At 67.7% G+C, this 21,524-nt stretch carries 20 protein-coding genes and 1 riboswitch; of the genes, 3 read left to right on the top strand and 17 right to left on the bottom strand.

What is annotated here, in order from left to right; translation table 11 throughout:
• Positions 1–5 precede the first annotated feature (5 nt).
• The 3 genes from ACSQ86_RS04680 to ACSQ86_RS04670 are packed head-to-tail and all read right to left on the bottom strand — an operon-like array spanning position 6 to position 4,539.
• Positions 6–1,691 (bottom strand): carboxyl transferase domain-containing protein, encoded by a 1,686-nt coding sequence (locus ACSQ86_RS04680; protein ID WP_436302851.1) that lies wholly within the window; start codon positions 1,689–1,691, stop codon positions 6–8.
• Positions 1,688–3,355: an AMP-binding protein gene (locus ACSQ86_RS04675; RefSeq protein WP_436302850.1), complete on the bottom strand. Its 1,668-nt coding sequence runs from the start codon at positions 3,353–3,355 to the stop codon at positions 1,688–1,690. The genes ACSQ86_RS04680 and ACSQ86_RS04675 overlap by 4 nt, the downstream gene beginning before the upstream one ends.
• Before the next feature lie 11 nt (positions 3,356–3,366).
• Entirely contained in the window at positions 3,367–4,539 is a 1,173-nt protein-coding gene (locus ACSQ86_RS04670) for an isovaleryl-CoA dehydrogenase (RefSeq protein ID WP_436302849.1), read from the bottom strand.
• A 130-nt stretch (positions 4,540–4,669) separates the two neighbouring features.
• Here ACSQ86_RS04670 and ACSQ86_RS04665 point away from each other — a divergent pair, with 130 nt between their 5' ends.
• Both ACSQ86_RS04665 and ACSQ86_RS04660 read left to right on the top strand, forming a co-directional pair.
• Positions 4,670–5,728 (top strand): AraC family transcriptional regulator, encoded by a 1,059-nt coding sequence (locus ACSQ86_RS04665; RefSeq protein ID WP_436302848.1) that lies wholly within the window; start codon positions 4,670–4,672, stop codon positions 5,726–5,728.
• Between the two features lie 72 nt (positions 5,729–5,800).
• On the top strand, positions 5,801–5,998 hold the full coding sequence (locus ACSQ86_RS04660; protein WP_436302847.1) for a hypothetical protein: 198 nt from the start codon (positions 5,801–5,803) through the stop codon (positions 5,996–5,998).
• Positions 5,999–6,014: 16 nt separating this feature from the next.
• Here ACSQ86_RS04660 and ACSQ86_RS04655 read toward each other — a convergent pair whose 3' ends face one another.
• The 5 genes from ACSQ86_RS04655 to ACSQ86_RS04635 all read right to left on the bottom strand — a co-directional run bounded on the left by ACSQ86_RS04655 (position 6,015) and on the right by ACSQ86_RS04635 (position 11,279).
• Positions 6,015–6,698 carry an HAD family hydrolase gene (locus tag ACSQ86_RS04655; protein ID WP_093109490.1) on the bottom strand — a complete coding sequence of 228 codons (684 nt, stop codon included), beginning with the start codon at positions 6,696–6,698 and terminating at the stop codon, positions 6,015–6,017.
• A 36-nt stretch (positions 6,699–6,734) separates the two neighbouring features.
• Positions 6,735–8,615, bottom strand: a complete 1,881-nt coding sequence (thiC, locus tag ACSQ86_RS04650; RefSeq protein WP_436302846.1) for a phosphomethylpyrimidine synthase ThiC — start codon at positions 8,613–8,615, stop codon at positions 6,735–6,737.
• Positions 8,616–8,694: 79 nt separating this feature from the next.
• Positions 8,695–8,799, bottom strand: a riboswitch (TPP riboswitch).
• Positions 8,800–8,826: 27 nt separating this feature from the next.
• Positions 8,827–9,804 (bottom strand): rhodanese-like domain-containing protein, encoded by a 978-nt coding sequence (locus tag ACSQ86_RS04645; protein ID WP_436293801.1) that lies wholly within the window; start codon positions 9,802–9,804, stop codon positions 8,827–8,829.
• 3 nt (positions 9,805–9,807) lie between these two features.
• A complete protein-coding gene (locus tag ACSQ86_RS04640) occupies positions 9,808–10,650 on the bottom strand; it encodes a DUF3047 domain-containing protein (protein WP_436302845.1) in 843 nt (280 codons plus the stop codon).
• Between the two features lie 191 nt (positions 10,651–10,841).
• Positions 10,842–11,279, bottom strand: coding sequence for a YchJ family protein (locus ACSQ86_RS04635; protein WP_436293802.1), 438 nt, complete (start codon positions 11,277–11,279; stop codon positions 10,842–10,844).
• A gap of 112 nt (positions 11,280–11,391) precedes the next feature.
• On the opposite strand from ACSQ86_RS04635, the gene ACSQ86_RS04630 reads away from it, so the two are divergent.
• Positions 11,392–12,117 (top strand): response regulator transcription factor, encoded by a 726-nt coding sequence (locus tag ACSQ86_RS04630; protein WP_436302844.1) that lies wholly within the window; start codon positions 11,392–11,394, stop codon positions 12,115–12,117.
• On the opposite strand, the gene iaaH is transcribed toward ACSQ86_RS04630, so the two are convergent.
• The 9 genes from iaaH to ACSQ86_RS04585 all read right to left on the bottom strand — a co-directional run bounded on the left by iaaH (position 12,118) and on the right by ACSQ86_RS04585 (position 21,457).
• Positions 12,118–13,638 (bottom strand): indoleacetamide hydrolase, encoded by a 1,521-nt coding sequence (iaaH, locus tag ACSQ86_RS04625; protein WP_436302843.1) that lies wholly within the window; start codon positions 13,636–13,638, stop codon positions 12,118–12,120.
• An 81-nt stretch (positions 13,639–13,719) separates the two neighbouring features.
• Complete coding sequence (locus tag ACSQ86_RS04620) at positions 13,720–13,851, bottom strand: hypothetical protein (protein ID WP_280142657.1); 132 nt, start codon at positions 13,849–13,851, stop codon at positions 13,720–13,722.
• 126 nt (positions 13,852–13,977) lie between these two features.
• The gene (locus tag ACSQ86_RS04615; RefSeq protein WP_093109482.1) at positions 13,978–15,108 is read right to left on the bottom strand and encodes an acyl-CoA dehydrogenase family protein; all 1,131 of its coding nucleotides are present in this window, start codon (positions 15,106–15,108) and stop codon (positions 13,978–13,980) included.
• Between the two features lie 22 nt (positions 15,109–15,130).
• Positions 15,131–16,378 (bottom strand): glutamate carboxypeptidase, encoded by a 1,248-nt coding sequence (locus ACSQ86_RS04610; RefSeq protein WP_436302842.1) that lies wholly within the window; start codon positions 16,376–16,378, stop codon positions 15,131–15,133.
• A gap of 141 nt (positions 16,379–16,519) precedes the next feature.
• Complete coding sequence (locus ACSQ86_RS04605; protein ID WP_436302841.1) at positions 16,520–17,035, bottom strand: hypothetical protein; 516 nt, start codon at positions 17,033–17,035, stop codon at positions 16,520–16,522.
• 112 nt (positions 17,036–17,147) lie between these two features.
• A complete protein-coding gene (locus tag ACSQ86_RS04600) occupies positions 17,148–18,332 on the bottom strand; it encodes an acetyl-CoA C-acyltransferase (RefSeq protein WP_436308546.1) in 1,185 nt (394 codons plus the stop codon).
• A gap of 164 nt (positions 18,333–18,496) precedes the next feature.
• Entirely contained in the window at positions 18,497–20,308 is a 1,812-nt protein-coding gene (aceK, locus tag ACSQ86_RS04595; RefSeq protein ID WP_436302839.1) for a bifunctional isocitrate dehydrogenase kinase/phosphatase, read from the bottom strand.
• Positions 20,309–20,312: 4 nt separating this feature from the next.
• Positions 20,313–21,020, bottom strand: a complete 708-nt coding sequence (gene can, locus ACSQ86_RS04590) for a carbonate dehydratase (protein ID WP_093109601.1) — start codon at positions 21,018–21,020, stop codon at positions 20,313–20,315.
• 41 nt (positions 21,021–21,061) lie between these two features.
• Positions 21,062–21,457: a MerR family transcriptional regulator gene (locus ACSQ86_RS04585; protein ID WP_093109477.1), complete on the bottom strand. Its 396-nt coding sequence runs from the start codon at positions 21,455–21,457 to the stop codon at positions 21,062–21,064.
• Positions 21,458–21,524 lie beyond the last annotated feature (67 nt).

Below are 21,524 nucleotides of genomic sequence, written 5' to 3'. Positions count from 1 at the left end.
CTGCCTCACATGCGGAAGATGCCGAACTTCGGCTCGGGAATCGGCGCGTTGCGCGCGGCCGCCAGGCCCAGCGCCAGCACGCGGCGCGTGTCGGCAGGGTCGATGATGCCGTCGTCCCACAGCCGCGCCGTCGCGTAATAGGGATGGCCCTGCGCCTCGTACTGCTGGCGGATCGGCGACTTGAAGGCCTCCTCCTCGTCCGCGCTCCACTGCCCGCCCTTGGCCTCGATGCCGTCGCGCTTGACGGTGGCCAGCACGCTCGCGGCCTGCTCGCCGCCCATCACGCTGATGCGCGCGTTGGGCCACATCCAGAGGAAGCGCGGCGAGTAGGCGCGGCCGCACATGCCGTAGTTGCCGGCGCCGAAGCTGCCGCCGATGATGATGGTGAACTTGGGCACGTTGGCGGTGGCCACCGCCGTCACCATCTTGGCGCCGTGGCGCGCGATGCCTTCGTTCTCGTACTTGCGCCCGACCATGAAGCCGGTGATGTTCTGCAGGAACACCAGCGGGATCTTGCGCTGGCAGCACAGCTCGATGAAGTGCGCGCCCTTCTGCGCCGATTCGGAGAACAGGATGCCGTTGTTGGCGACGATGCCCACCGGCATGCCCTCGATCTCGGCGAAGCCGCAGACCAGCGTTGCGCCGAAGCGCGACTTGAACTCGTGGAACTCGCTGCCGTCGACGATGCGCGCGATGATCTCGCGCACGTCGAAGGGCTTGCGGGTGTCGGTTGGGATCACACCGTAGAGCTCGTCGGGGGGGAAGGCGGGTTCTCTTGAACCCGTTCGAGCTGAGTCCCCACCCGTTCGGGCTGAGCCTGGCCTGTCCTGAGCTTGACGAAGGGTCGAAGCCTGCACCGGCACTTCGACAGGCTCAGTGCGAACGGAGCGATTCAAGTTCGCCACCGCCGAGCGAGCCAGTGCCAGCGCATGCAGGTCGTTCTGCGCCAGATGGTCGGCCACGCCCGACAGCCGCGTGTGCACGTCGCCGCCGCCCAGGTCTTCGGCCGTGACCACCTCGCCGGTGGCCGCCTTCACGAGCGGCGGGCCGCCCAGGAAGATGGTGCCCTGGTTCTTGACGATGATCGACTCATCGCTCATCGCCGGCACGTAGGCGCCGCCGGCCGTGCACGAGCCCATGACCACCGCGATCTGCGCGATGCCTTGCGCGCTCATGTTGGCCTGGTTGTAGAAGATGCGGCCGAAGTGATCGCGGTCGGGGAACACCTCGTCCTGGTTCGGCAGGTTGGCGCCGCCCGAATCGACCAGGTAGATGCAGGGCAGGCGGTTCTGCTCGGCGATCTCCTGCGCGCGCAGGTGCTTCTTGACGGTGACGGGATAGTAGGTGCCGCCCTTCACCGTCGCGTCGTTGCACACGATCATGCAGTCGACGCTGCTCACGCGGCCGATGCCGGCGATCAGCCCCGCGCCGGGCGCCGCGCCGTGGTACATCGCATGGGCCGCGAGCGGCGCGACTTCGAGAAAGGGCGTGCCGGGGTCGAGCAGCTGCGCGACGCGATCGCGCGGCAGCAGCTTGCCGCGCGCCGTGTGCTTGCTGCGCGCGGCCTCGCCGCCGCCGGCCTGGACCTTGGCGAACTGCGCGTGCAGGTCGTCGACCAGTGCGCGCATCGCGGTGGCGTTGGCCTGGAAATCGGCCGAGCGCGAGTTCAATTTCGTTTCGAGTTTGCTCATGCGGTTTTTTCTTCGTCCAGGCCGAGCTGGTGTTTCATCGCTTCGCGGATCTTGAATTTCTGAATCTTGCCCGTCACCGTCATCGGGAACTCGGTGACGAACTGGATGTACTTCGGCACCTTGTAGTGCGCGATCTGGCCCTTGCAGAAGTCGCGCACTTCATCAGCCGTCAGCGCCTGGCCCGGCTTGGGAATGATCCAGGCACAGAGCTCTTCGCCGTACTTCTTGTCGGGCAGGCCGACCACCTGCACGTCCTGCACCTTCGGATGGCGGTAGAGGAATTCCTCGATCTCGCGCGGGTAGATGTTCTCGCCGCCGCGGATCACCAGGTCCTTGATGCGGCCGACGATGTTGACGTAGCCCTCGGCATCCATGGTGGCGAGGTCGCCCGTGTGCATCCAGCCTTCGGCATCGATGGCTTCGTGCGTCTTCTCCTCGTCTTCCCAGTAGCCGTGCATGACGGAATAGCCGCGCGTGCAGAACTCGCCCGAGACGCCGGGCTTGACGATCTCGCCCGTTTCCGGGTCGATGATCTTGATCTCGATGTGCGGCTGCACCGTGCCCACGGTCGAGACGCGCTTCTCGAGCGGTGTGTCGGTCGAACTCTGGCAGCTCACCGGGCTGGTCTCGGTCATGCCGTAGGCAATGGTGATCTCGCGCAGATGCATCTGGTCGACCACGCGCTTCATCACCTCGGTCGGGCACGGCGAGCCGGCCATGATGCCGGTGCGCAGCGTGCTGAGGTCGAACTCCTTGAAGCGCGGATGGTCGAGTTCGGCGATGAACATCGTGGGCACGCCGTGCAGGCCGGTGCAGCGCTCGGCCTGCACCGTCTGCATCACGGTGAGCGGGTCGAAGCCGTCGTTCGGATAGACGATGGTCGAGCCGTGCGTCAGACAGGCGAGGTTGCCGAGCACCATGCCGAAGCAGTGGTAGAGCGGCACCGGGATGCACAGCCGGTCTTCCGGCGTGAGCTTCATGCATTCGCCGATGAAGAAGCCGTTGTTGAGGATGTTGCGGTGGGTCAGCGTCGCGCCCTTGGGGAAGCCGGTGGTGCCGCTGGTGAACTGGATGTTGACCGGATCGCTGGCCTTGAGCGTCCGGCCGATCTGCGCGATGCGCGGATCGTCGGGGTTGCCGCTCGCCAGCAGCGCGGAGAAGCGTTGCGCAGCCGGCACCTCGTCGCCGGCGCCTTCCTTGTCGATCCACGCGATGTGCTTCAGCAGCGGGAGGCGCTGCGGGCCCAGTTCCCGCAGCATGCCGAGGTAGTCGCTGGTCTTGAACTGCGGCATCGTGACCAGCGCACTGCACGCCACCTTGTTGAGCGCGTACTCGAGCTCGGCGGTGCGGTAGGCCGGATTGATGTTGACCAGGATGATGCCGACCTTGGCGGTGGCGATCTGCATCAGCACCCAGGGCGCGTTGTTGTGCGACCAGATGCCGACGCGGTCGCCGGGCGCGAGCCCCAGGCCGAGCAGCGCGCTGGCCAGGCGATTCGACTCACGCTGCAGTTCGAGGTAGCTCAGGCGCTTGTTCTCGTGCACGCTGACCAGCGCGTCGCGCTTGCCCTGCCGCGCCGCCATGTCGTCGAAGAAATCGCCGATGGTCTGCTCGATCAGCGGCACGTCGGTGGCGCCCTTCGCCAGGCTGCGCGTGACGGTCATGAAGAACTCCTTCAAGCGGTTTCGGCAAACAGTTCGCGGCCGATCAGCATGCGGCGGATTTCGCTGGTGCCGGCGCCGATCTCGTAGAGCTTGGCATCGCGCCACAGCCGCCCCACCGGGAACTCGTTGGTGTAGCCCACGCCGCCCAGCGCCTGGATCGCCTCGCCGGCCATCCAGGTGGCCTTTTCGGCCGAGTAGAGGATCGCGCCCGCGGCGTCCTTGCGGAAGGTGCGCGCATGGTCGTTGCGGTCGCAGGCCTTGCCCACCGCATACACGTAGGCCCGCGTGGCCTGCCAGGTCGAGTACATGTCGGCCAGTTTGCCCTGCATGAGCTGGAACTCGCCGATGCTCTGGCCGAACTGCTTGCGCTCGTGCACGAAAGGCAGCACCGCGTCCATGCAGGCGGCCATGATGCCGAGCGGGCCGCCGGAGAGCACCGCGCGCTCGTAGTCGAGGCCGCTCATCAGCACCTTGGCACCGGCGCCCTCGCCGCCCAGCACGTTTTCTTCGGGCACTTCGCAGTTGTCGAAGTAGAGCGGGTAGGTGTTGGAGCCGCGCATGCCGAGCTTGTCGAGCTTGGTGCCGGCCGAGAAGCCCTTGAAACCCTTCTCGACGATGAAGGCGGTCATGCCGCGCGCGCCCATCTCGGGCTCCGTCTTGGCGTAGATCACCAGCGCGTCGGCGTCGCCGCCATTGGTGATCCACATCTTGCCGCCGTTGAGCACGTAGCGGTCGCCCTTCTTCTCGGCGCGCAGCTTCATGCTGACCACGTCGGAGCCGGCGTTGGGCTCGCTCATCGCGAGCGCACCCACGTGCTCGCCGCTCACCAGCTTCGGCAGGTATTTCTTCTTCTGCGCTTCGCTGCCGTTGCGGTGGATCTGGTTCACGCACAGGTTGGAGTGCGCGCCGTAGGAGAGACCGACCGAGGCCGAGGCCCGCGACACCTCTTCCATCGCCACGATGTGGGCAAGGTAGCCGAGCTCGGTGCCGCCGTATTCCTCCTTCACCGTCATGCCGTGCAGGCCGAGCTCGCCGAGCTTCTTCCAGAGGTCGTGGGGGAACAGGTTTTCGCGATCGATGTCGGCCGCGCGCGGCGCGATCTCGTTGGCGGCGAAGTTCTGGATCGCATCGCGCAGCGAATCGATGGTCTCGCCCAGGTCGAAGTTCAGGCCGGGGTCATGCATGGGGTTGTCTCCTCACAAGCGGTGTCGTTGGCGCCGGAAATCCCGCGCGGGAAGCCGCAGCTTACGCCCCCTGCCGTTGCAATTGGCGCCACAATGGTTGCATATTGCGTCATCAAGATCGCATTCTTCCATGTCGTCTTCCCTCTTCAAACCGGCCGTCCGCGCCGCCACGCCAATGGCCTTCGTGCGAGCGATCGTGCTGGGCTACGAGCGCTACGGCATGGACCCGTCCCGGGCCCTGGAAGTGGCACAGATTGCGCCGCGCGATCTGAAGAATGCCCAGGCCCGCGTGACGGCCGCACAGTTCGAGGTTCTGTCGGGTTTCGCGATGCAAGAGCTCGACGACGAGGCGCTCGGCTGGTTCGGCCGCCGCCTGCCCTGGGGCACCTACGGCATGCTGTGCCGCGCCTCGCTGAACTCACCCAACCTCGGGGTTGCCATCAAGCGTTGGTGCCGGCACCACCGGCTCCTGACCGAGGACATCGCGCTCGAACTGAAGGTGGCCGGCGGCGTGGCGACGGTGTCGATCCGGGAGCACGCCGCGCTCGGCGAGCTGCGCGAGTTCTGCCTGGTGTCGAACCTGCGCTTTCTGCACGGCTATGCCTCCTGGGTCATCGATTCGCGGGTCTCGCTGCGCGAGGCCAGCTTTCCCTTCGAGGCGCCGCCGCACCGCGATGCCTATCCGCTGATGTTCGGCGGCGAGCTGCGCTTCGGCGCCGAGGCGGCCAGCTACAGCTTCGACGAGCGCTACCTGGCCCTGCCGCTGCAGCGCGACGAGCAGGCGCTGCGCACCATGCTGCGGCGCGCGCTGCCGCTCACCGTGCTGCAGTACCGCCGCGACCGGCTGCTGGGCCAGCGCGTGCGCGAGCTGTTGCGCACGCGCGGCAGGGAGGCGGCCACGGCCGAGGCGCTGGCTGCGATCCTGAACCTGTCGGCCCGTACGCTGCATCGCCAGCTGCAGGAAGAAGGCGTGTCGCTGCAGGCGCTGAAGGACGAAGTGCGGCACGAGCAGGCGGCCGAGCAGCTGCGCCGCACCGAGCGGCCGATCAAGCAGATTGCGCTGGCGGTGGGATTTCGCAACGAAAAAAGCTTTTCCCGTGCGTTCCGGACCTGGGCAGGTGTAACACCCGGCGCATTTCGTCGCGGCGGCGCATCGGAGGCCGGTCGGAGGCTTGCCTCGCGAGGATGATCCGTGACAAAGTTCATCGCTGCGCTCGCACCTGCGCTCAAGGCGCGAGCCCTCCCGCCCTAGGATCGAGGCATGCACACTCCCGACACCGACACCTCCGAATACGCGGCCCTGGTCGAATTCGCCGCCACCTCGGGCCGCTCGCGCATCCATCCCGCGGTGGTCGAGAACGCCGACAAGCTGATCGCCCGTTTCTGGTCGGCACGCGCCCAGGCCATGACGCAGGCCCTTGCCGCGATGGCCAAGGCCGCCACGCAGCGCGCGAACTGAAGTTTTTCTTTTCCGCTCAGCGCTCGCGGGCGGCCAGCAGCGCCGGCAGCTGCGCCATGTCGCTGAACACCTGCGTCACGCCAACGGCCAGCAGCGCCTCCGGCCCGCTGTGGCCGAGATCGGAAGGGCTGTAGCCGAACACGGTGGCGCCCGCGGCGACGCCGGCCGTCGCGCCGGTCACCGTGTCCTCGACCACCGCGCAGCGCGCCGGATCGACGCCCAGCGCCGCGGCAGCGGCCAGGTACACGTCGGGCGCGGGCTTGGAGCGCGGCATCTCGTGGCCGCTGAAGATCCGGCCGGCGAAGCAGTCGAGGATGCCGATCTTGTCGAGCTGCAACTCCACCTTGTGGCGGTCGGCGCCCGAAGCGCAGGCGATGCGCCCGTCGAACGCCGCGTGCAGCGCGCGCACCGCGCCGGCCGCGTTGGGGATCGCGACCAACTCGCGTTCGAGCGCCTCGTTGCGGCGGCCGCGAAAGCCGTGCAGCCATTCGGGCGTGATGGCGAAGCCGGTGTTGGCCTCGATCAGCGCGGCCTCGTCCTTCACCGCCTTGCCGGTGAAAAGGCGCATCGACTCTTCCACCGTGAGCTGCCAGCCGAGCTCGCCGAGCATCTCGGCGAGCACGCGGTTGGTGATGGGTTCGGAGTCGACGAGGACGCCGTCGCAGTCGAAGAGGACGGCGTCGAAGGGGATGGAAGGCATGGGGCGATGGTATCAACCACCCTCTGCCTTCCCGGCTCAACGCGCCTGGATCGGGATGTAGATCTCGCCCCCGCCGGCCTTGAACTCGGCCGACTTGCCCGCCATGCCCTCGTCCAGGGCCTTCGCCTCGTCGATGCCGCGCTGCGCCGCGTACTCGCGCACCTCCTGCGTGATCTTCATCGAGCAGAACTTCGGGCCGCACATCGAGCAGAAATGCGCCACCTTGCTCGAGTCCTTGGGCAAGGTCTCGTCGTGGAATTCGCGCGCGGTGTCGGGGTCCAGGCCGAGGTTGAACTGGTCCTGCCAGCGGAACTCGAAGCGCGCCTTGCTGAGCGCGTCGTCGCGCGCCCGCGCGCCCGGATGGCCCTTGGCCACGTCGGCTGCGTGGGCCGCGATCTTGTACGCGATGATGCCCTGCTTCACGTCGTCGCGGTCCGGCAGGCCCAGGTGCTCCTTGGGCGTGACGTAGCACAGCATCGCGGTGCCGGCCCAGCCGATCATGGCGGCGCCGATCGCGCTCGCGATGTGGTCGTAGCCCGGCGCGATGTCGATGGTCAGCGGGCCCAGCGTGTAGAAAGGCGCCTCGTGGCAGTGCTTCAGCTGCTCGTCCATGTTGGCCTGGATCATGTGCATGGGCACGTGGCCGGGGCCCTCGATCATGGTCTGCACGTCGTGCTTCCACGCGATCTGCGTGAGCTCGCCCAGCGTGCGCAGCTCGGCGAACTGGGCCTCGTCGTTGGCGTCCGCGGCGCAGCCGGGACGCAGGCCGTCGCCGAGCGAGAAGCTCACGTCGTAGGCCTTCATGATCTCGCATATCTCCTCGAAGCGCGTGTAGAGGAAGCTCTCCTGGTGGTGCGCGATGCACCACTTGGCCATGATCGAGCCGCCGCGCGAGACGATGCCGGTGCGGCGATCGGCCGTGAGATGAATGAAGGGCAGGCGCAGCCCGGCATGGATGGTGAAGTAGTCCACGCCCTGCTCGGCCTGCTCGATCAGCGTGTCGCGGTAGATCTCCCACGTGAGGTCTTCCGCCACGCCGCCGACCTTCTCGAGCGCCTGGTAGATCGGCACCGTGCCGATGGGCACCGGGCTGTTGCGCACGATCCAGTCGCGCGTGGTGTGGATGTTGCGGCCGGTGGACAGGTCCATCACGTTGTCGGCGCCCCAGCGGATCGCCCACACCAGTTTTTCCACCTCTTCCTCGATGCTGGAAGTGACGGCTGAGTTGCCGATGTTGGCGTTGATCTTGACCAGGAAGTTGCGCCCGATCGCCATCGGCTCGACTTCCGGGTGGTTGATGTTGGCCGGGATGATGGCGCGGCCGCGCGCCACCTCGTCGCGCACGAACTCGGGCGTGATGATCTTCGGGATCCGCGCGCCCATCGGGTTGCCGGCCAGGCGCTTCTCGCGCGCCGCGTCGGCCAGGTACTCGGCCATCCATTCGCGCTTGCCGTTCTCGCGCAGCGCCACGTATTCCATCTCGGGCGTGACGATGCCGCGGCGCGCATAGTGCATCTGGCTCACGTTCATGCCGGACTTGGCACGCAGCGGCGTGCGCTGCAGCCCCGAGGCGGCAGCGCGCAGCTCGGCCAGGCGCTGCGCATCGCGGTCGGCATGGGTGGCGCCGTCGTCGAGCATCTGGTGGGTGCGGCCTTGATAGCTTTCGGTGTCGCCGCGCTCGGCGATCCAGGCGCCGCGCACGCCGGGCAGGCCCTGGCGCACGTCGATCTCGGCCGAAGGGTCCGAGTACGGGCCCGAGGTGTCGTAGAGCGAGACCTGCTCGCCGTTGGTGAGCCGCACGTCGCGCACAGGCACGCGCAGGTCGGGCCGGCTGCCGGCGATGGCGCTCTTGGTCGAGGCAGGAAAGGGCTCGCGCGTCAGCGTGAGCAGCGAGGCGAACTTGTCAGGGGCATTCATGCGGGGGCACTCCGGTTCGTTGGACGGGTGCTCCGCGATCGCTCCAGGATCGGCACGGCGGAAAAAAGAATGTCCGGGGCCGGGGAGTTGCAGCTCTTCTTACGCTGGTATGAACCAGATCAAGTTCGCGGGTTCGGCGCTTGGCCATCTCAGCACACATCTGCGTGCACCCCGGAGCGGGACCGATTCTAGGCCTCGTTCGCGGCAGGGATCAAGCGGGATGTGCGGCGATGTCCGGCGCGCCGGCCGGCAGTGCCTCTTCATCGACCTCGATCGCGGCGGCGGCGCTCCAGGCCGAGAGCCCGCCGGCGAGCACGCGCACGCGCGGCAAACCGGCCTTCATCAGCACGCGCGCGGCAGCGATGGCGGACTCGTCGTTGGGGCAGTCGCAGAACACGATGAGTTCGCGCCCGTCGGCAAAGGCAGCCAGCTCGACGGGGAGCTCGCGCAGCGCGATGCCGATGGCGCCCGGAATCGCGCGCGGATCCAGCGCGCGTCCCTCGGCGGAGCGCACGTCGATCAGCGTCGGGCGGGCACCGGCCGCGAAGGCTTCGCGCAGCGCGCCGGCCTCGATATGCTCGATGTCGTCGGCAGCGAGCGCGATGCGGCGCCGGCGATAGCGCCAGGCGACGAAAGCGACGAGCACCAGCGTGCCGACAGCCGCAGCCGTGAGGCCGACGCTGGACAGCACCGCCAGCACGTCCTGGATCGCCGCGTGGAAGATGCGGCCCAGCAGGAGGAAGCCCAGCGTCCAGATCAGCGCGGCCACGGTCTCGTAGGACAGGAAGCGCGTGTTCGACATGCCCAGGGCGCCCGCCATCGGCGGCGCGACCACCGACACGCCGGGCACGAACTTGGCCGCGATCAGCGACAGCCCGCCCCAGCGGCCGAGGATGGCCTCGCTGCGCCGTACGCAGGAGTCGGCCGACAGCGAGATGCGGCACAGGAGGCGCATCACGCGGTAGCCCCAGCGGCGCCCGGCCAGGAACCAGGCGCCGTCGCCGAGGATGTTGCCGACCAGGGCGGCCGCCAGCACGGCGGCGAATGACACCTGCCCGCCGACCGACAATCCGCCGGCGATAACGAGAAAGGGCGCGGCCGGCACCGGCGCGCCGAGGCGGGTCGCCAGCGTGGCGAGGAACACCACGGCGGCACCCTGGGCCGAGAGGAGCGTGACGAGATCGTCCATCCGCTATTCCCCGGGCACGGGACGCCCCGCCGCAAAGCCTCCGGCGCTGCGCGTGGGCGCGATGCTGCGCAGATCGATGTCGGAAAAATAGGCCAGCCCGTGGCCCTGCGTGTTGTCCGCGTCGGCCGAGATCGCGACCGCGACCACGTCGGGCATGGTGTCGCCGGCCTCGTCGCCGAAGACGCGCCGGTAGTCGGCCAACAGGTTGCGGCGCTCGCTCGCCCACGTGCCCGGCGTGGCGGCCGGCCCCGACTCGAGCACCACCATGCGCATGCGCTGGGTGAAGGCGTTCACGAGCGTGCTGCCCTTGGCTTCCTTGTTGTCCCATACGTAGCACAGCGCTTCGCTGGGCACCTGCTCGCCCGTGGTGCGCCGTGCCAGCGCCAGGCGCGTGCGCTCGCCGAAGGACAGCCGGTCGGTGGGGAAGTCGAAGAACACGCAGAGCTTGGCCGCGCCGTCGTCGCCGCTGCGCTTGCGCAGGTCGGCGTCCTTCACGAAGTCGTCGACGCGCCAGCGCCAGGCCAGCGTGGTGGAGGCGTCGAGCGGCACCTGGGTGGCATGCACGAGGTTGCCGTAGGACTGGTCGGCCTCGACCTTCAGGACACGGCGGCCATCCTGCTGCACGACCTCGAAGCGGGTCGGCGTCTTGTTGGGCAGCGTGGTGAAGCGCCACGGCGCAGGGGCTTCGGCACCGCGCGCGCTCGAGAAAGGCGTGATGTCGGCGGCGTCGCCGGCGTGTGCCGCCGGGGCGCAGGCCATCCAGAGCGCAGCGCCCAGGACCGGTGCCGCCAGCATGGCCCAAAGCCACTGCCGGTATGCGGTCGGAATCCTCGTGCTGCGGGTCATGTCGCCCTCTGGTCCAGGTTGTGTTGAAGTCTGGAAGAGAGTGTGCGGGCACAACGGCCGCGGATAAATAGGCCAAACGGAATCGGACTGTCTCTGTTCTGGACACAATGGCGCGCCGCGCGCTATCGAATTGCTAGCGCGCAATGCAGGCCGCGCGGGGCGGCAACAGATTTTTCAGTTGCCCCGCGGCTTCAGCGCAGATCGCCGTCGAGGTAGTACCAGCGGCTGACTGCGCCGTCGTCCTCGCGCACGAAGCGGCTGCGTTCATGCAGCCGGGTCGCCACGCCCGCGCTGCTGCGCTGGCGGGCGACGAACTCGACCTCGGCATGGTCGGCGTCCAGCACCGAACGCGAGCGCACCTCGAGGCCCAGCCATTTGACGCCGGGCTCGAAGCCGAGCGTCGCAGGGCGCGTCGACACGTGCCAGGTAGCGAGCAAATAGTCGGCCCGCTCGAGCACGAAAGCCGTGTAGCGCGAACGCATGAGCGATTCGGCGTCCGTCGCCGGCGTGCGCTCGAAATCGTCGAGGTAGCGCCCGCAGCACTGGGCATAGGGCAGCGGCAGCTCCCGGCGGTCGCGGCGTCCGCAGGGGCAGGGAACGCGCGCGGAGTTGGGAGAGGAAGTGGACATGAGGGAAGGACAGATTCTCGCGCATTGTGCAAACCCTCTCGCAAACCCTGAATCGCCACGGATGGCGCGGCACTTGCTCGCGCACTAAGCTCGGCACAAGGAGGAGGCGGCCATGTACCTGAGAGCTTCGGAACAGCACGCGCTGCGCGGCATCTTCGCGCTGCTCGCAGAAAGCCAGGGCGAACGCGAGATCCGCGAGCGCATCGGCTGGGCACTGCTCGACCTGCTGCATGCCGACCAGTTCGCCTCCTTCGTGTGGGATGCCGAGAGCGGCAGCTTCGGCCGCCGGGTGGCGCTCAACATGGACCCGGCCAATCTCGACCGCTATGCCGAATGGCACCAGCACCATGATCCGATCACCTTCGTCCTGCAATCGCGCCGCCGTGCCACCCGCGTGACCGAAGTGATGCCGCAGCGCGAGCTGATGCGCACACCCTTCTTCAACGATTTCCTCTCGCGCGACGGCCTGCACTGGGGCATGAACCTGCACGCCTTCCATGGCGAGCGCGCGCTGGGCGACCTGCGCATCTGGCGCTGCCGGGGACGCGGCGACTTCGGCGAGCACGAGAAGGCGCTGCTGGACCTGATCGAGCCGGCCTTCGCCGGCGCGCTGCAGCGCGTCGACGCAAAGCCTGCTGCTGCGTGGCCGCAGCTGAGCCCGCGCGAGCAGCAGGTCGCACGGGCGGTGCGCGAGGGTCTGACCGACAAGGACATCGCGCGGCGCATGGAAGTCGGCGTGCCGACGGTGCGCACCTACCTGCGGCGCATCTTCGGCAAGCTCGGCATCGAGCGCCGTTCGGCGCTGGCCGGCTGGACCGCGCCCGGCAGCGATCGCTGACTACTTCGTGGGTGCCGGCAGTCGGCCCAGCACCCCTTCGACCGCCAGCCCCAGCGCCAGCAGCTTGCGGTCGCTTCCCGCCGGGCCATCGAATTCCAGCCCGATCGGCAGGCCGCTCGTGGCGCCCAGGCCCGAGGGCAGTTGCAGGCCGGGGATGCCGGCGTTGCCGGCGGGGTCGGTGTTCTGGATCAGCGCGCCGAAGTTCTTCGGGCTGCTGGCCTCCTGCGTGGCGGCGAGCGCGACGCGCGTCACCGTCGGAAACACGAGCGCATCGAGCCTGTTCGCCTTGAAGGTGTCGCGGTAGAGCTTCTGCAGCGCCGGCCGGGCCTTGGCGATAGCGTTGTCGTAGGCAGGCTTGGCATCGACCACGCCGTTGGGGGCCGGCAGCTTGCGCGGGATCACGAGGCCTTCGAAGGCACCCTTGACATCGGGGCTGGCAGCGGCCGCGGCCAGCTGCCGGATGTCGACGCCGGTGCGGTACTTCGCGAGGTAGGCCACCATGTCGTCGTGCGCCTCGTAGAACGCGATCGGGAAGCCGGCCGCGCCATTGAGCTCCATCAGCTTCGGCATCTCGACGTCCACCAGCGTGACGCCTGCCGCGCGCAGCTTGGCCAGCGCCGCATCGGTGGCGGCCTTGGTGTCGGCATCGAGGTTCGCGAAGAAGGCCGGCACCACGCCGAGCCGCACGCGCTTCAGCTCGGCCGGCACCAACGGTGCGCCGCCGGCGATGGCTGCGTCGAGCAGCGCCAGGTCGGCCACCGACAGCGCCATCGGCCCGGCGGTGTCGCGCGTGTGCGAGACCGGCGCGATGCCCTGCTGCGAATAACGGCCCACGGTCGGACGCAGCGCCGCGCATCCGTTGAAGGCGCAGGGAATGCGCACCGAGCCGCCGGTGTCGGTGCCGAGCGCAGCCGGCGCCATGCGCGCACCGAGCGCCGCGCCGTTGCCCGAGGAGGAGCCGCCCGCGATGCGGGTCGCGTCATAGGCATTGCGCACGCCGACCTCGGGCCCGCTCTGGAACGCGGGGTTGTAGCCCGTCACGCCGAAGGCCAGCTCATGCATGTGGGTCTTGCCCAGCACGATCGCACCCGCCGCGCGCAGCTTGGCGACCACGGGCGCATCCGTCGACGGCACGAAACCCTTCAACGCCGGTGTACCGGCGGTGGCGGGCAGACCCTGGACCTGGATGTTGTCCTTGATGACCACCGGCACGCCGGCCAGCGGCTTGCACGGGCCGCCGCGCTTGCGCGCGGTGTCGGCCGCGCGCGCGGCCTTGAGGGCGCCGGCCTCGTCGAGCGTGATGAAGGCATTGAGCTGCGGCTTGGCCCTGGCCTGCGCGAGGTAGGCCGAGACCAGCTGCTCGCTGGTCAGCGAACCGGCGCAGAGGCGCTGCGCGGCCTCGCTGGCGGTCAGCGTGGCGATGTCCGGGGGCGCGGATTGCGCGTGGGACTGCAGGCCGAGCCCCGCGATGAACGAGAGGGCCGCTGCGCGAAGGGCCAGGGCGGAATTCGAATGAGACATGGCGAGAGCTCCGAGGAGAGAGGCCGCCATGTTGCGCCGCTGGGCGGCGCCTGTCTGTCATCCAGATCGATGACAGCAGAGCTAGGGCCTGCGTTGCACCGGCTTCCGAGCGCGCGCGAGGCGCGCCTTGGCCTGCTGGCCCACATGATCGATCAGCCAGCCGCCCAGCATGACCATTCCAAGCACGCCGAGAGTCATGAGATCCGTTGCCATGATGCGCTCCTCATCGTTTCCACTGGCACCAGTCTGGTCGTTCGCAGCGCGCGCGTGAATCCGCCAATCGGCAGGGAACCTGGCCGCAGGCGCCATACAGCTTTCGACAGTGCGAAGCTGCCATCTTCAAGCCAGGGCGCGCTGGATCAGGAGTTTCTGGATGTCGGAGGTGCCTTCGTAGATCTGGCACACGCGCACGTCGCGGTAGATGCGTTCCAGCGGGAAGTCGTTGACGTAGCCGTAGCCTCCGAGCGTCTGGATCGCCGCGCTACACACCTTCTCTGCCATCTCGCTCGCGAAGAGCTTGGCCATCGCCGCCTCCTTGAGGCAGGGCCGGCCCGCGTCGCGCAGGCTCGCCGCATGCCAGATCAGCTGGCGCGCGGCTTCGAGCTGGGTCGCGCATTCCGCGAGCCGGAAGCCGACGGCCTGCTGCTCGAAGATCGAGCCGCCGAAGGCCTGGCGCTCCTTGGCGTAGGCCAGCGCCACCTCGAAGGCGCTGCGCGCCATGCCCACGCTCTGCGCGGCGATGCCGATGCGGCCGCCCTCGAGCGCGCCGAGCGCGATCTTGTAGCCCTCGCCCTCCTGGCCGATCAGGTTCTCCGCCGGGATGCGGCAGGCGTCGAAGTTGATCTGGGCGGTGTCGCTCGAATGCTGGCCCAGCTTGTCCTCGAGCCGCGCGACCGTGTAGCCCGACGCGTCGGTGGGCACGATGAAGGCGCTCATGCCGCGCTTGCCCGCGCCCTTGTCGGTGACGGCGATCACGATCGCGACCTGGCCGTTCTTGCCGCTGGTGATGAACTGCTTGACGCCGTCGATCACCCAGCCGTCCGCGTCCTTGCGCGCCGTGCTGCGCAGCGACGAGGCATCGCTGCCGGCCTGCGGCTCGGTCAGGCAGAAGGCGCCGAGCATCTGCCCTTGGGCCAGCGGTTGCAGCCACTTCTTCTTTTGCTGCGCATTGCCGTAGCGCATGAGGATCGCGTTGACCGGGCAGTTGGTGACGCTGATCGCGGTGCTGGTGCCGCCGTCGCCGGCCGCGATTTCCTCCAGCACCAGCGCGAGCGTCAGGTAGTCGAGGCCGGCGCCGCCGTCTTCCTCGGGCACGCAGATGCCGTAGGCGCCGAGCGCCGCCAGGCCTGCGTGCGCTTCCTTGGGAAAGCTGTGCTCGCGGTCCCAGCGCGAGGCATGAGGCCAGAGTTCGGCTTGCGCAAAATCGCGCACCGCGTCGCGTATCGCTTCCTGGTCGGCGTTGAGCAGCATGGTGACCCTCCTGCTTGCCTGTCTACTTCGATGCGCCGAGGTCCATGATCAGCTTGCTGGCCATGTAGAGGCGGCGCGGGATGGCGTCGATCATCACGTACTCGGCGGAATCGCTGTGGTAGCCGAAGCCCGGCAGGCCCAGGCTTTCGATCACCGGCTTGCCCGAGAGCGCCGCGTAGGCCGCGTCGGTGCCGCCGCCGGTGCGCTCCTCCACGCCGAGCGTGCCGCCCGCTTCCTTGTAGTAGGCCACCGCCTTGTCGACCAGCTTCTTGCCGCCTTCGCCGGCATTGAAGGCCGGACGGCCGCGCGTGGCCAGCACCTTGATCTCGGAGTTCGGCAGCTTTTTCTTCTGCGCGCGCTCTTCCAGCGTCTTCATCGCGGCTTCCAGGTCTTCGTTGCGCGCGTAGCGCACGTCGGCGTTGAGGCTGGCGCTGTCGGGAATGATGTTCGACACCGCACCGGCCTTCGCGATGGTCCAGTTGAAGCGCAGGTTCTGCGCCTTGTTGTCGATGTCCATGGTGCGCAGCACCAGGTCGGAGGCCTCGATCAGCGCATTGACGCCGAGCTCGGGCGCCGCGCCCGCATGCGAGGCCTTGCCCTTGATGTTGACCTGCACGTAGGCGATGCCCGAGGTGCCGAGCGAAAGCTTCTCGGCTTCGGCGCCGGTGGGCTCGAAGGAGAGCACGTAGTCGCTGGCCCTGGCCTCTTCCTGGATCAGGTCGCGCGAACCGAAGGAGCCCTTCTCTTCGTCGGTGTTGAACAGCACGGTGAGCGTGCCGAAATCCTGGAAGCCGCGCTCCTTGAGCAGCTTCAGCGTGTGCAGCACGACCGCGTTGCCGCCCTTGTCGTCGGCGATGCCGGGGCCGTAGGCCTTGTTGCCTTCGACGCGGAAGGGCGCCTTGGCCAGGATGCCCTTCAGGTAGACCGTGTCCATGTGCGACATCAGGAGGATGTTCTTGCCGCCCTTGCCCTTCAGCTTGCCGACGATGTTGTCGCCGACCACGATGCCGGTCGACTTGCTGCGCGTGACAGTGAAGCCCAGCGCCTTGAGCTCATCCTCGAAGTACTTGCCCGCGGCGGCCATGCCCTCGGCGTCGCCGGTGCCGGTCTCGATGTTGACCAGCCGCTCCAGCGTCTTCACGACGGCCGGCTGCTCGGCGGTGGCGGCGCTGAAAAGCGCCTCGTCACGCGTCTGGCTCCAGGCGGCGGGGGCAAGGAAAGCGGAGGCGAACAGTGCGGCGAGCGCGTGGCGGGGAATGGCCGGAAGCATGAACAGGGTTTCCTAGGAGTGGGCAAGCCCATCATTCTAGGTACCGCTCAATGCGACACGGCTCGCCCCCGCGCCGAACAAGAAATGTCACAGCGCGCGGCGATATGGCAAAAAAATGTCAACCGCGCACCGTGCCTGTCGCTAGGCGGCGATCAGCGCGGCCGAGCGCGCAATGGCTCGCGCACTCAGCTTGGCGGCGGTTCGCAGCACGCCGTCCCAGTAGCGCTCGACTGCTTCGAGGCCGCCGGCTTTTTCCTGCAGCTCGAAGGGAACGCAGAGGGTCCAGTCCTTGATGCCGAGAAAGTGAGTTCGAAAGACCTCACCATGAAACTCGGCGGTCTCTTCCGCGCTGACGTCGCGCGTGATGGAGGGCCCGTTTTCGAACTGGGCCCGCAAGGCGCCCAGATAGCCCTTTGCCATACTGGTTCGGAAGCGCGCGAGCTCGTGGTCCGTCAGCTTCTGGCGGGCCTCCAGGCCCAGGCCGGGCACCGTGCGGCCCCGTGCCTCGGGCGGCAGGCTGTCGTCGACATCGCCGGCGGCCCAGCACGCGTAGTAGTAGCCGCGGTCGGCGAGGTAGTCATAGGCCGTATGGATGCGCCCTTGGTCGACCAGTGCGCGAAGCTTGTCGAACTGAGCCTTCGAAATCGGAGACGGCATGAAAAGAGAACTCCAGCGTGGAAAGGTCGCGCATCGAATGGACGGCGCCTTTTTTCCAACGGCCGCCGCCTTCGTTGCGGTCTGAACTGCAGTTATCGTGCCTGCTCTTGCCTCAGACCAATTCGAGCGCGACCGCCGTGCCCTCGCCGCCGCCGATGCACAGCGTCGCCACGCCGCGCTTCTTGCCTTTCTGCTGCAGCGCATGGATCAGCGTGACCATGATGCGTGCGCCGCTGGCGCCGATCGGGTGGCCCAGCGCGCAGGCGCCGCCGTGCACGTTGACGATGTGGTGCGAGACGTCGAGCTCGTGCATCAGCGCCATCGGCACCACGGCGAAGGCTTCGTTGACTTCCCACAGGTCGACGTCCTTCACGCCCCAGCCGGTCTTCTTGAACAGCTTGGACACGGCACCCACCGGCGCGGTCGAGAACCATTCGGGCTGCTGAGCGTGGGTGGCATGGCCGACGAGGCGCGCGATCGGCCTGGCGCCGAGCTTCTTGGCGGTGCTCTCGGTCATCATCACCAGCGCGGCGGCGCCGTCGTTGATCGACGAGCTCGAGGCCGCGGTGATGGTGCCGCCCTCTTTCTTGAAGGCCGGCTTGAGCTGCGGGATCTTGTCGAGCTTGACCTTGCCGGGGCCTTCGTCGATCTCGATCACGGTGTCGCCGCCGCGACCCTTGACCGTGACCGGCGCTATCTCGGCCTTGAAGGCGCCCGAGGTGGTGGCGGCCTTGGCGCGCTCCACGCTGGCGATCGCGAAGGCGTCCTGCTGCTCGCGCGTGAACTTGTACTTGGCCGCGCAGTCCTCGCCGAAGGTGCCCATCGAGCGGCCGGGCTGGTAGGCGTCTTCGAGGCCATCGAGCATCATGTGGTCGAAGATGCGGTCGTGGCCCATGCGGTAGCCGCCACGGCCCTTGAGCATGAGGTAGGGCGCGTTGGTCATGCTCTCCATGCCGCCCGCGACCATGACTTCGTGCGTGCCCGCGAGCAGCAGGTCGTGCGCGAGCATCGCGGCCTTCATGGCCGAGCCGCACATCTTGCTGAGCGTGACGGCCCCTGCGCTGTCGGGCAGGCCGCCCTTGTAGGCCGCCTGGCGCGCTGGCGCCTGGCCCTGGCCGGCCATCAGGCAATTGCCGAACAGCACCTCGCCGACCGCCTCGGACGCGATGCCCGCGCGCTCGACGGCCGCCTTGATGGCGACGCCGCCCAGGTCGTGCGCCGCGAGGGTAGAAAAGTCGCCCTGGAAGCCGCCCATGGGGGTGCGGGCGGCGCCGACGATGACGATGGATTCGGTCATGGAAGTTGCTCCTTTAGAAAAATGTGCACTAGCAAAAATCTACTCTCGCGCCCACCCTGGCCCCATTCGCGAAACACCGCGGAACCGGCTTTGCCGGCCCGCAGGTGTTGCCTCCGGTAGGGGGTTGGCGGAGCGACACGAAGTGCGCGCAGCCTGGGGGCGAGCTAAAAGTAAGGCGCATGGCCATCGTGAATGAACCGCTGCGCCTCGTCGTAGGGAAAAACGTCCAGCATCTGGCCGGCCTGGATGCGCTCCTTGTGGCTTTGCCAGAAGGCGGCGTCGAGCAGGTCGGCATGGTGGGCCATGAAGGCCTCGCGCACCGCCTCGTTGCCGAGCAGGAAGGGGCCGAAGGTCTCGGGGAACACGTCCTTCGGGCCGACCGAGTACCAGACCTCGCCGCTCATCTCGTCTTCCTCGTGGATCGGCGTCGGCACGCGGCGGAAGTTGCAGTCGGTGAGGTATTCGATCTCGTCGTAGTCGTAGAACACGACCTTGCCGCCGCGCGTGACGCCGAAGTTCTTCCACAGCATGTCGCCCGGAAAGATGTTGGCCGCAACCATGTCCTTGATGGCATTGCCGTACTCGATGACCGCATGCTCCAGTTGCTTGCCCGCGCGCTTGGCATGCTCGGGATGCTCCATCTGGTCGAGGGCTTCGTGCAGGTAGATGTTGAGCGGGATCATGCGGCGCTCGATGTAGACGTGCTTGAGCACCACCTCCATCTCCCCGTTGCCGTCGCGGTCGCCGATCTCGAGCTGGCTGGGCGCGAACTTCTGGATCTCCTCGATCAGCTCGGGCTCGAAGCGGTCGAGCGGGAAGCCGACGTCGCTGTACTCCAGCGTGTCGGCCATGCGGCCCACGCGGTCGTGCTGCTTGACCAGCATGTACTTACCCTTGATCTGCTCGCGCGTGGTGTCCTTCTGCGGCGGGTAGAAGTCCTTGATGACCTTGAACACGTAGGGGAAGGACGGCAGGTCGAACACCAGCATCACCATGCCCTTGATGCCGGGCGCGATGCGGAACCTGTCGCTCGAGTAGTTGAGGTGGTAGAGGAAATCGCGATAGAAGAGCGTCTTGCCCTGCTTGGCCAGCCCGAGTGCGTTGTAGATCTCGGCGCGCGGCTTGCGCGGCATCAGCGAGCGCAGGAACTGCACATAGGCCGAGGGCACTTCCATGTCGACCATGAAGTAGGCGCGCGCGAAACTGAAGAGCATCTGCAGGTCTTCCTCGCCGAAGAGCGCCGCGTCGATGTAGAACTTGTCCGCGCTGTCGTGCAGGATCGGCAGCGCGAAGGGCAGTTCGATGAAACCGTTGATGATCTTGCCGACCACGTAGGCGCCCTTGTTGCGGTAGAACAGGCCCGACAGCACCTGCAGCTGGAAGTTGGCGCGCAGCTTGACCTGGTGGAAGCGCCCGAGGATGGCGGCCGCCACGCGCTCGGCGTCGCGCCTCAGGTTGGCGTAGCCGCCCTGCAGCGCGTAGTCCTCGAGCATGCGCTCGATGGTGTCGGCCAGCGTCTCGCGCTCGGGGTAGTAGGCGCGGTAGGTGGGCGCATCGCGCGGCTCGATGTACTCGGTGCTGATGGCCGGCCGCACGAAGATGAAGTCGTTCTGGAAGTAGGCGCGGTGCAGGATCTTGGTGGTTACCGAGTTGAAGAAGCTCTCGGCCAGCTCGGGCTGGTGGTGGTCGACCAGGAGGCCGATGAAGTGCAGCTTGACCTGGTGCCAGACGTCCATCGGCTGGTCGCCGGCCTTGAACTCCTTCTCGAGCCGCGCCACCGCCTCGCTCACCCGCAGATCGTAGAACTCGATGCGCTCGCGCTGCGCCCGCTGCTGGCCGTGCCAGTCGGCGGTTTCGAAGCGGTGCTTGGCGCGCGCCGACTCGGCGCGGAACAGCTGGTAGTGGCGGTTGAAGCCGTCGCGCATCGCCTTTGCGATGTCGTAGGCCAGCGGCGAGTCGAGGCGCTGGGGGAACATGGTCTCAGTCGGTTTCCTTGAGCACGTCCGGAACGGGTTGGGCGGCTTCGCCCGGCTTGCTCCACTTGTAGCGAATGCGCTGCACCGCTGCGCGGTACAGGTTGTCCAGCGGCTTGGAGCCGTCGACGGTCATGCCCAAGTCCTCGAGCAGCCCGTCGTGCACGCCGAAGGCCCAGCCGTGGATGGTGACCGTCTGGTTGCGGCTCCAGGCGTCGACCATGACGGTGCTGACCGCCACATTGACCACCTGCTCCGCCACGTTGAGTTCGCACAGCGCATCGGCGCGCACGGTTTCCGGCAGGCTTTCGAGCATAACCCGGTGCCGGTCGCGCACGTCCTGGATGTGGCGGATCCAGTTGTCGGCGATGCCGATGCGCGCGCCTTCGAGCGCGGCCTGCACGCCCGAACAGCCATAGTGGCCGACCACCATGATGTGCCGGACCTTGAGGCGCTCGACCGCGAACTGGATCGCCGACAGCGCGTTGAGGTCGGAGTGCACCACGATATTGGCCACGTTGCGGTGCACGAACACTTCGCCCGGCTCGAGGCCGGTGATCTGGTTGGCGGGCACGCGGCTGTCGGAGCAGCCGATCCACATGTACTTGGGGGTCTGCTGCTTCACCAGGCTGGTGAAGAAGCCGGGGCGATCGCGCTCCATCCGCGCAGCCCAGCTGCGGTTGTGGGAGAACAGGTCATCGAGGTTGTCGGGCATGGTGTTGTCCATTGTCGGTGACTGGGGTGAATATCGGGCCCTCAGCGGGCCTTGGGTTTGACGGCACGCGCGAGCGCGGCGCGCGCCTGCTTTTCCTGTGCGCGGACCTCGGCGAGGTTGGTCTCCAGCTCGGCCAACTGGGCCTCGAGCTGGGCGCGGTGGTTGCCGAGCACGCCGAGAAAGCGCTGCAGCTGCGCGGCCGTGTCGCGCGGGCTGTCGTACATGTCGAGGATCTCCTTGGCCTCGGTCAGCTTCAGGCCGAGCCGCTTGGCGCGCAGGGTGAGCGTCAGCCGTGCACGGTCGCGCGCGGTGTAGACGCGCTGCTGCCCGGCGCGCTCCGGGGCGAGCAGCCCCATGTCCTCATAGAAGCGGATCGCCCGCGTGGTGAGGTCGAATTCCCTGGCGAGTTCGCCGATGGTGAAAGTCTGCGAAGGCATGATGCGGGTGCGGGGTTGCGGCGGTGACAGCACATTCGGGCTGCACTGCCTACAATGATGGCTCTTC

This window comes from Variovorax sp. LjRoot130 (genome assembly GCF_964253755.1).
GTDB lineage: Bacteria > Pseudomonadota > Gammaproteobacteria > Burkholderiales > Burkholderiaceae_C > Variovorax.
This window is presented reverse-complemented; position numbering and strand designations above follow the sequence as displayed.